This window comes from Amycolatopsis sp. NPDC051106 (genome assembly GCF_040682775.1).
Lineage (GTDB): Bacteria > Actinomycetota > Actinomycetes > Mycobacteriales > Pseudonocardiaceae > Amycolatopsis.
The window spans coordinates 23119-32223 of record NZ_JBFBBQ010000100.1; the positions used below are offsets into that span (position 1 = coordinate 23119).

Annotated in this window: 10 protein-coding genes; 6 read left to right on the forward strand and 4 right to left on the reverse strand. The window is 70.8% G+C overall.

Going from position 1 to position 9105, the window contains the following annotated elements:
• Nucleotides 1–281: 281 nt before the first annotated feature.
• Genes AB0M83_RS41455 through AB0M83_RS41465 form a run of 3 tightly spaced genes read left to right on the forward strand, consistent with a single transcriptional unit; the run spans nucleotide 282 to nucleotide 1560 of the window.
• A complete protein-coding gene (locus AB0M83_RS41455) occupies nucleotides 282–608 on the forward strand; it encodes a metalloregulator ArsR/SmtB family transcription factor (protein WP_364526173.1) in 327 nt (108 codons plus the stop codon).
• Nucleotides 605–1114: an SRPBCC family protein gene (locus AB0M83_RS41460; RefSeq protein WP_364526175.1), complete on the forward strand. Its 510-nt coding sequence runs from the start codon at nucleotides 605–607 to the stop codon at nucleotides 1112–1114. The genes AB0M83_RS41455 and AB0M83_RS41460 overlap by 4 nt, the downstream gene beginning before the upstream one ends.
• Entirely contained in the window at nucleotides 1111–1560 is a 450-nt protein-coding gene (locus AB0M83_RS41465) for a VOC family protein (RefSeq protein ID WP_364526177.1), read from the forward strand. The genes AB0M83_RS41460 and AB0M83_RS41465 overlap by 4 nt, the downstream gene beginning before the upstream one ends.
• Before the next feature lie 9 nt (nucleotides 1561–1569).
• Here AB0M83_RS41465 and AB0M83_RS41470 read toward each other — a convergent pair whose 3' ends face one another.
• The 3 genes from AB0M83_RS41470 to AB0M83_RS41480 form a co-directional block, all read right to left on the reverse strand.
• Nucleotides 1570–2328, reverse strand: a complete 759-nt coding sequence (locus tag AB0M83_RS41470; RefSeq protein ID WP_364526179.1) for an alpha/beta hydrolase fold domain-containing protein — start codon at nucleotides 2326–2328, stop codon at nucleotides 1570–1572.
• Between the two features lie 155 nt (nucleotides 2329–2483).
• Nucleotides 2484–2915, reverse strand: a complete 432-nt coding sequence (locus AB0M83_RS41475; protein WP_364526181.1) for a DUF3237 family protein — start codon at nucleotides 2913–2915, stop codon at nucleotides 2484–2486.
• Nucleotides 2912–3487, reverse strand: coding sequence for a TetR family transcriptional regulator (locus AB0M83_RS41480; protein ID WP_364526183.1), 576 nt, complete (start codon nucleotides 3485–3487; stop codon nucleotides 2912–2914). The genes AB0M83_RS41475 and AB0M83_RS41480 overlap by 4 nt, the downstream gene beginning before the upstream one ends.
• Before the next feature lie 145 nt (nucleotides 3488–3632).
• Here AB0M83_RS41480 and AB0M83_RS41485 point away from each other — a divergent pair, with 145 nt between their 5' ends.
• A complete protein-coding gene (locus AB0M83_RS41485) occupies nucleotides 3633–6839 on the forward strand; it encodes a family 78 glycoside hydrolase catalytic domain (RefSeq protein WP_364526184.1) in 3207 nt (1068 codons plus the stop codon).
• A 132-nt stretch (nucleotides 6840–6971) separates the two neighbouring features.
• Here the strand turns inward: AB0M83_RS41485 and AB0M83_RS41490 are convergent, their stop codons facing one another.
• Nucleotides 6972–7322, reverse strand: coding sequence for a TraR/DksA C4-type zinc finger protein (locus AB0M83_RS41490; protein WP_364526185.1), 351 nt, complete (start codon nucleotides 7320–7322; stop codon nucleotides 6972–6974).
• A gap of 171 nt (nucleotides 7323–7493) precedes the next feature.
• Here AB0M83_RS41490 and AB0M83_RS41495 point away from each other — a divergent pair, with 171 nt between their 5' ends.
• Together AB0M83_RS41495 and AB0M83_RS41500 are read left to right on the forward strand one after the other, a co-directional pair.
• Nucleotides 7494–8150: a lytic polysaccharide monooxygenase gene (locus AB0M83_RS41495; RefSeq protein ID WP_364526186.1), complete on the forward strand. Its 657-nt coding sequence runs from the start codon at nucleotides 7494–7496 to the stop codon at nucleotides 8148–8150.
• 131 nt (nucleotides 8151–8281) lie between these two features.
• Entirely contained in the window at nucleotides 8282–9010 is a 729-nt protein-coding gene (locus AB0M83_RS41500) for a M50 family metallopeptidase (protein ID WP_364526188.1), read from the forward strand.
• Nucleotides 9011–9105: the final 95 nt, after the last annotated feature.

Below are 9105 nucleotides of genomic sequence, written 5' to 3' on the forward strand. Positions count from 1 at the left end.
GGCGGCGCTCTCGTGTCCCCCGATCCGGCTGCCTCGGCGCGGGTCGACAGGGGCGGGCGGCCCCGGGCAAACGTCTTGAATGAGTCATTCATGTCCTGGGAGGTCCTGAATGACTCATTCAAGACGTTTGAACCCGGCCGCAGCGGAAGCCGGGCGGCTAAGCCGCGACCTCGCCGCTCTGCCCACCCCGGGCAGGGCGGCGCTCTCGTGTCCCAGCACCGCTTGACACCGCTCTGAACAGCCTATATAAACCAATCGGTTACAAAACCGAAAGGTTATCAATGGGCACGAGCAGCACCCTGGACGCGACCTTCGCCGCACTCGCGGACCCCACCCGGCGGGCCATCCTCGCGCGGCTCGCGACCGGCGACGCCACCGTCACCGAGCTCGCCGCGCCCTTTGCGATGAGCCAGCCCGCCGTGTCGAAACACCTCCGGGTGCTCGAGCGGGCCGGGCTGGTGCGCCGCGGCCGGGACGCCCAGCGGCGGCCGTGTCACCTGGTCGCCGAACCGCTCAAGGCGGCCACGGCCTGGCTGGCCGGCTACCGCGACTACTGGGAAGCCAGCTACCGGCAGCTCGACGATCTGCTGAAGGACCTGCAACCGTGACGCCGCCGCTGCGGAGCCCGGGACTCCAAGTCACCGAAGCGGGCGCCACCGGGCTCGTGCTCACCCGGGACTTCGCCGCGCCCGCTCCCCTCGTGTTCGCCGCGCTCACCCGGCCCGAACTGCTGCGCCGCTGGCACGGCGCCCACGGCTGGCACCTGACCGGCTGCGAAGTCGACCTGCGTCCCGGGGGCGCCTGGCGGTTCGTCTCCCACGGTCCCGGCGGCGCGGAAATGGAGATGTACGGCGAGTTCCGCGAAGTCGAGCCGCCCGTACGGCTCGTGCAGACCGAAATCCACCGCGGCTGGCCCGAAGGCGCCGCGCTCGTCACCACCGTCCTGGCCGAGACCGGTGGCCACACCACCATGACCGTCACCGTGCGGTACCCGTCACCGGAAATCCGCGACCAGGTCGTGCGCACCCCGATGCGACGCGGTGCCGGAGAGGCCTACGACCGCCTCGCCGCCCTGCTCGACCTGCTCGACCAAGAGAAACGAGACCGCTCATGAACGACCCCGCCACCAAGATCCCCCACGCCTCCGAGGTCACCAACGACCCCGGCAACCCGCCCGTGCCCGCCGGCGCGTTCCTCCTGGAGCTCGTCCCCGTGCCGGTCGCGGACCTCGACCGCGCCATCGCCTTCTACCGGGATCAGGCCGGCTTCGCCCTCGACGTCGACGTCCGCCCGGCCGAGGGCGTCCGCATCGTCCAGCTCACCCCGCCCGGCTCGGCCTGCTCGATCTCCCTCACCGAGGGAGTCCAGGCCCTCGCCCTGCCGCCGGGTGCCATGCGCGGGCTGCACCTGGTGGTCGCCGACATCGAGCAGGCACGCGCCCAGCTCGTCGACCGCGGGGTCGAGGTCGGTCCCGTAGAAGACATGGGCGGCGTGCTCTACGCCTACTTCGCCGACCCGGACGGCAACACCTGGTGCCTGCAGCACATGCCCTGGCGCTGACGCGCGCGGTCAGGCGGTCACCGCGCGTTCGACGTGCAGTGCCAGGAACGCGTACACCCGCCGGACCAGCTCCGGGTCCCCGCCCATCAGGTCGTACCCGTGGTCGACGCCCCGGATGTCGTAGTGCTCCACCAACGCACCGGCCGCCGCGAGCTTGCCGGCGTAGGCGACGGCTTCGGCGCGCAGCCGGTCGTGTTCGCAGGTGAGCACCAGCGCGGGCGCGATCCCCGCCAGGCCGTCGCCGTTGCTCCCCCACGCCGGGGACGCCAGCGGGTCGCCGCGGCGGGCGGCGTCGGGGATGTAGGCGGTGTCGAAGACCTCCCCCATCCACGGCCGGATCACCACCCGCCGGCCGGGCGGCGCCGGCTTGGCCGCGGCCGGGGTGACCAGGTCCAGTGGCGGATAGTGCAAGACCTGCAACGCGATCTCGGGTCCGCCCTCGCGCAGAGCGAGCCGGGACGCCGCAGCCGCGAGCGCACCGCCGGCGCTCTGCCCGCCGACGCACAGCCGCGCGCCCACCCACTCACGTTCGGGTGCGGCCGCCCACTTGAGCGCGTCGTAAACCTGTTCGCACGGCACGGGAAACCGCTTCACCGGCGCCAGCGCGTAGTCGACGTTGACCACGAACACGCCGGCGTGCTCGGCGAGGTAGCGGCACAGCGGGTCGTCCCCGATCGCGCCCCCCACCACGAACCCACCGCCGTGCGCGTTGACGTAGACCCCTTTCGCCGGAGTGCCCTCCGGCGGGCGGTAGAGCGTGGCGGGCATCGGCCCGTGCCGGGTCGGGACCGAGATTTCCCTGCTGCGGCCGGGAATTTCGGGAAACAACGGGCGTGGTCTGATCGCGCGGGCGGCGGCCGCGGCCATCAAACGAGCCACACCATCGGCGACGAACGGCCGGGACAGAATCGACACGAACGACCTCACTTCACGCGGATCTGATGGAACTCGAGCGAAACACCGGGCGGCCGGGCACCGGCCGGCCGCGGGACGAGCGTGCCGACCAAGACGGCGTCGTTGAGCCAGGAGTACGGGCCTTCGGGCGCTTCGATTCGCGGGGTCGTGACGGTGCCCTGCGCGGTGAAGGCGCCGGTGTTGGTCACCGTCAGCACGACGCCGTCGCCGGTGCGGATCAGGTACCGCGCCGTCACCACCGCGACGCCGTCGCCCCGCACGACGCTCCAGTCCGCGCCGATGCCGAGCACCTCGCCGGTCAGGCGCGGGCCCGTAACGGTGCCGCCGGTGATCGGGATGACCCGGCGGTGCCCGGCCGGGGTCACCCCGGCGTCGATCGGCTCGGCGATCAGGACTTCCAGCCGGGCCACCACTTCCATCGTGAGTTCGGGGTGGGTCATCGGTCCTCTTCCGGGAGCCCGCCGAGGGTGCGGAGGAGCCGGACCAGGCGGTCGGTCAGTTCCTCGGGATCGAGTGACTCCTCGTCGCCGAGCAGCCAGGCGTTGATCAGCGCGCCGGCGCCGCCGGTGAGGAACACCGCCAGGTCGTCGACGGCTTCGGCTCGTACCCGGTCGCCGAAGAGCCCGAGCACCACGTGGCGGTTGGCCGGCGCGATCAGGTCGGTGAGGGCGGTGGTCAGCGTGAACGCGCACGGGCCGGTGAGCAGCGCGCGGTAGAACGCGCGATGGGCGGCGAAGTGCCGGGCGGTGGCCAGGACCGCGGCGCGGCCGGACTGCTCGCCGAGCGCCAGTTCACGCCGGGCGAGGTCGATCGCGGCGGCGACCAGGAGCGTGTCCCGGTCACCGAAGTGCAGGTAGACGAGCTGGCGGCTGACCCCGGCGGCCTCGGCGAGGTCCGTGACCGGGATGTTCGCGCTGCCACGTCCGGACACCAGCTCCACGGCGGCCGCGAACAACGCCGCCCGGGAACGCACGGCCCGGAGCTCGCGCCCGTCGGTGGTGTCGATGCTCACCCGAACTTTATAGACAGCTGTCAAACAACTGGCAAGAGCGGCGGACCATTGTCACGTCGGGAGAAGCGCTATATCGTTTCTCCATCTCGACGGATTGAAACGATTCAAGCCCGAACACTCCCCTGCGACGACGGAGGAAAGTGCGATGAGATCGCGGATGGCGGGAATCTCGGCCGCGCTGGTGGTCCTGCTGGCCATGCCCGTCCTGGGGACGGCTCCGGTGCTGGCCGACCCGGGCAGCGTCGCCGGGGCGAGGGGGCTGCGGGTCGGGCCGCTGACGGTCGAGCACCAGGCGGATCCGCTCGGGATCGACGTCGCCCGGCCCCGGCTCGGCTGGGTGCTGGACTCGGACCGGCCGGGGGCCCGGCAGTCGGCGTACCAGGTGCAGGTGTCGTCGGCGCCGGGCCGGGCGGGCGACGTGTGGGACAGTGGCCCGGTGCCGTCGGCGAAGTCGTTCGACGTCGAGTACGCCGGAGCCGCCCTGCGTCCGCGCACCCGGTACTCCTGGCGGGTCCGCGTCTGGGACGCCGACCGGCGGGCGTCGGCGTGGAGCGAAGCCGCGTGGTTCGAGACCGCGTTCCTCGACGGCAAGGACTTCCAGGGCGACTGGATCGGGGCGCGCGCGGAGCCGGCCGCCACCTCGCTGCAAGGCGCGAGCTGGATCTGGTACCCGCAGGGGAATCCGGCGGACTCCGCGCCGGTCGGCACCCGGTACTTCCGGCGGACGGTCGACCTGCCCGCCGGCGCCCAGGTCACGGCGGCCCGCTTCCAGCTGACCGCGGACGACAACTTCGTGCTGCAGGTCAACGGAAAGCAGGTCGCCGGCTCGCCCCAGGTCACCGACTCGTGGCGGACCGCCGTCGACGTCGACCTCACGGCCGGCCTGCGTGCCGGGCGGAACGTCCTCGCGATCCAGGCCGCCAACGCCCAGCCCGGGCCGTCGGGGCTCGTCGGCAAGCTGCACATCGAGACAGCGAACGCGAACCCGGTCGACATCGTCACCGACACCACCTGGAAGTCGTCCGACACGGAGACCCCGGGCTGGCAGCAGCCGGGTTTCGACGACTCGGCGTGGCCGGCGGCGCTGGTGGCGGCCGCGTACGGATCCGGCCCGTGGGGGAACTCGGTCACGACGACGCCGCAGCCGGAACCGCTGCTGCGCAAGGACTTCACGGCGAAGAAGCGGATCAAGTCCGCCCGCGCCTACATCGCCGGTCTCGGCTACTACAAGCTCTACCTCAACGGCCGGCGGGTCGGCGACCACGAGCTCGACCCGGCGTTCACGGTGTACGACAAGACGGACCTCTACGCGACCTACGACGTGACCCAGGCGCTGCGCTCCGGCGACAACGCGATCGGCGTGAGCCTGGGACGCGGCTACTACGCGATGACGAACCCCGACGAGTGGAACAGCTCGCCGTGGCACGGTGAGCCGAAGCTGAAGCTCGAGCTCGACATCACCTACGCGGACGGCACGAGCGGACGCGTCGTCAGCGACGGCAGCTGGACGCTCGCCGACGGCCCCACGACGTCCGAATCTCTGTGGTTCGGCGAAACCTACGACGCCCGGCTCGAGCAGCCGGGCTGGAACGACACCGGGTTCGACGACTCCGGCTGGCGCCCGGCCCGCGTCGTCCCGGCGCCCGCGGGTGCGCTGCGGGCGCAGTCGTTCCCGCCGATCAAGGTGACCGACACGCTCGCGCCCGGGAAGGTGACCACCCCCGCTCCCGGCACGACGGTGCGCGACTACGGCACCCCGACCGCGGGCTGGGCCGGCGTCGCCGTGCGCGGACCGGCCGGCGCCGCCGTGACGATCACCTACGGCGAAAAGCTGAAAGCCGACGGAACCGTCGACAACATCGGCGGTTTCGGGATGCAGCTGCAGAAGTACACGTACGTGCTGAAGGGAAGCGGGCTGGAGAAGTTCACGCCGAGCTACTCCTACGCCGGGTTCCAGTACGTCCAGGTCGTCGCGCCGACGGGCGTCACCGTCGAGTCCGTGACGGCGCAGCGCGTTCACACGGCGGTCGCCAGGACCGGGAACTTCAGCAGCTCGAGCGACCTGCTCAACCGCTACCACGATGCGCAGGCGAACACGATCCTCAACAACCTGCACTCGGTGCCGACCGACACCCCGATGTACGAGAAGCGGCCCTACACCGCGGATGCCTTCCTGGCCGCCGATTCCGCCATCGCGAGCTTCGACATGCGGGACTTCTACGAGAACTGGATGCGTGACCACCGGGACGACCAGACCCCGGAAGGGAACATCGGCCAGACCGTGCCGGGAACCGTGGGCGCCAAGCAGGTGATCGACCCGGTCTGGTCCGCGAGTTTCGTGCTCGTCGACTGGGATCTCTACTGGTACTACGGTGACGTCCGGCCGCTCGCGGACAACTACGCGGCGATGAAGGCGTGGCTCGGGTTCTTCGAGAAGAACATCGCCCGGACCGGCTACATCTACACGGGCGGCAGCTACGCCGACTGGCTCGCCCCCGGTTTCGCCCAGCCGCCCGAGGGCGCGCGGCTCGCCGGTACCGCGTACATCCACAAGACCACCACGACGATGGCGGCGATCGCCCGCGCCCTTGGGCACAACGACGACGCCGCGCGCTTCGACAGCCTCGCGCGCACGATCGCCCAGGCCTTCAACGCCACGTTCTTCGACGCGGCCAAGGGGGCGTACTACGACGATCCCGCGGCGGGGTACCGCCAGACCAGCAACCTGCTGCCGCTGAGCCTCGGCATCGTGCCGGAAGCGGCCCGCGCCGGCGTCGTCGCGAACCTCGTCGGCGACATCAAGGGGCGCGGCGTCCACCTGAACACCGGTGCGCTGGGCACGAAGCTCATCCTCCCGGTGCTCACCGGCACGGGGAATTCCGAACTCGCCTACAGCGTCGCGACGAACCCGTCGTACCCCGGCTGGGGTTACTGGTTCCAGACCCTGGGCGCCACGACGATGTGGGAGGAGTGGCCCGCCGGGTCCCGCTCCCACCAGCACGCGTTCATGGGCACGGTCGACGACTGGCTGTACCAGGACGTGGCCGGCATCGAGCCCGCGGCGCCGGGCTACACGAAGGTCAAGATCCAGCCGTTCCCCGTGGGGGATCTGCGGAATGCTTCGGCCGAGGTCCAGTCTCCGCTCGGTCTGGTGCGGTCGGCGTGGACCCGGGACCGCAACGGCTTCACGGTGCGGGTCAGCGTTCCTGTCGGTGCGACGGGTGAGGTGTTCGTGCCGGTCGGCCGGGGCGGCAAGGTGGCGGCTCCGGCCGGGGCGACGTGGGAAGGGACGCAGGGCGGTTATGCGCGGTACCGGGTGGGCTCCGGAAGTTACGAGTTCCGGGCCGGCTAGTGCCACGAGTTCCCGGCCGCGTCGGATGCCAGGAATGAGTCATTCACTGCGTCGGATGCAGTGAATGACTCATTCCTGGCGTCACGGCAGGCCGCGAGCGAACCCTGGGTTTCGTAAAACGTTTCAAGCCGCTCAGCGCGCCTTGTTCGCACACGTGATGCAGATCCGCGTCGCCGGGAGCGCGACGAGCCGGCCTTCGGCGATCGGCCCGCCGCAGCGTTCGCAAGTTTCGTAAGTCCCGGCGCGCACCCGGTCGGCGGCGCGGTCGAGGTCCACGAGGTCGTCCTGGGCTTGGCGCAGGAGAGCCTGGACCTGCGCCCGTTCGAACGCGATCGTGACACCTTCCGGGTCGTGCTCATCGTCGTTGCTGCTGAACTCCGACGCTGCCACGATCCCGTCCCGCTGCCGGGTGAGCGCCTCGGCCAGCCGTGCGGTCTCGGCACGGGCCCGGGCGATCAGGTCCTGCGCGGCACGATCGTGCATGGGCGAAGTCTGTCACGGACCTCGACGGCCGCAACCGGGCCGCATCCGGGAGCGGGCCACCGTCATTTCGTCCGGTTCGTTGAACTTTTACCGGATGCCCGCTACTCTGTCACCCACGCTGGGAGCGCTCCCAATGGATCACCACCACTCATCACGAATGGAGGCCCATTCATGCGTACACGGACCACTTCCACCGCCCGGCGGCGAAGCGTCCTCGCGGTGCTCGTCGCCGCTCTGGCCGGAATGTTCCTGTGGGTGCCGGCAGCTTCGGCGCACGGCACCATCGTCGGCCCCGCCACCCGCGCCTACCAGTGCTGGCAGGATTGGGGCAGCCAGCACACGAACCCGGCCATGCAGCAGCAGGACCCCATGTGCTGGCAGGCTTTCCAGGCCAACGCCGACACGATGTGGAACTGGATGAGCGCGCTGCGGGACGGGCTCGGCGGCAACTTCCAGGGCGCCACCCCCGACGGTCAGCTCTGCAGCAACAACCTGTCGCGCAACAACTCCCTCAACACCCCCGGCCCGTGGAAGACCACCAGCCTCGGCAGCAGCTTCTCGATGCACCTGTACGACCAGGCCAGCCACGGTGCCGACTACCTGCGGGTCTACATCAGCAAGAACGGGTTCGACCCCACCACCCAGCGCCTCGGCTGGGGCAACCTCGACTTCATCACCCAGACCGGCAGGTACGCCCCGGCCAAGGACATCAACTTCACTGTCCAGACCTCCGGCGCGTACACGGGGCACCACGTCGTGTTCACGATCTGGCAGGCGTCACACCAGGACCAGACGTACATGTGGTGCAGTGACGTGAACTTCGGCTAGCGCGCAGCCGTGGGCCCGGTCCGGTGCCGACCGCACCGGATCGGGCCCACGCTGGTTCTTCCGGTTGACAGCTTCGTGACAACGTCGATCCGGCGGTTCCGCGCTCGCCGGCCGGCTGGTGAGCTTGACGCGTGAAGCGCGGGAAACTCGACGAGATCGTGAACGCGACCGTGCCGGCGCCCAGCTGGTGGCTGGTCGCCGCGACCGGGCTGGCGGCCGCCGCCGTGACGCTGGCTTCGGTGTCCACGCTGCTGACCGGGCGATCGCGCCTGCTGACCCGGTTCAACGTGCTGGGGACGTTCGTGCACGAGGGCGGCCACGCGCTGATGAGCGTGGTGACCGGTGGCGGGGTGTACCAGGTCGGGATCTCCAGCCCGGATTCCGGAGTGACGTGGGTCTGGTTCCCCTCGCGGTTCTCCTCGATCCTCACTTCCGCGGCCGGCTACGCGATGCCGTCGCTGGCCGGGCTCGGGGCAGCCGTGCAGCTGCAGCGCGGGCACGCCGCCGCCGTGCTCACCCTCACCGTGGTCGCCGCCGCCCTGCTGCTGTTCCTGTCCGCCGACCTGCTCACCTTCGCCGTCGTCGCCGGCATCGGCTTGGTCGCTTTCGCCGCGCTGGCCTGGGCGCCGCTGTGGGTGCGAACGACGATCGCCTACCTCGAGGCGTGGCTGCTGCTCACCAGCGAGATCTCCGGAGTGGGTCACCTCGTCGCCGCGCGTTGGGCCGGCGAGGTTTCCGCCACCGACGACGCCGCCGGCCTCGCCGAGGAAACCCACATCCCCGGCTTCGTCTGGATCGCCGGCTGGCTGGCGCTGATCGTGTGGGCGCTGTCCGAAGCGTTCCCCCGGCTGTGGCCGTGACACCGGGAACGCCGACCGACCACGCCACGGCGCCAGCCAGCCGGCGATCCAGACGAAGCCGGGGATGTGGGTTTCCTCGGCGAGGCCGGCGGCGT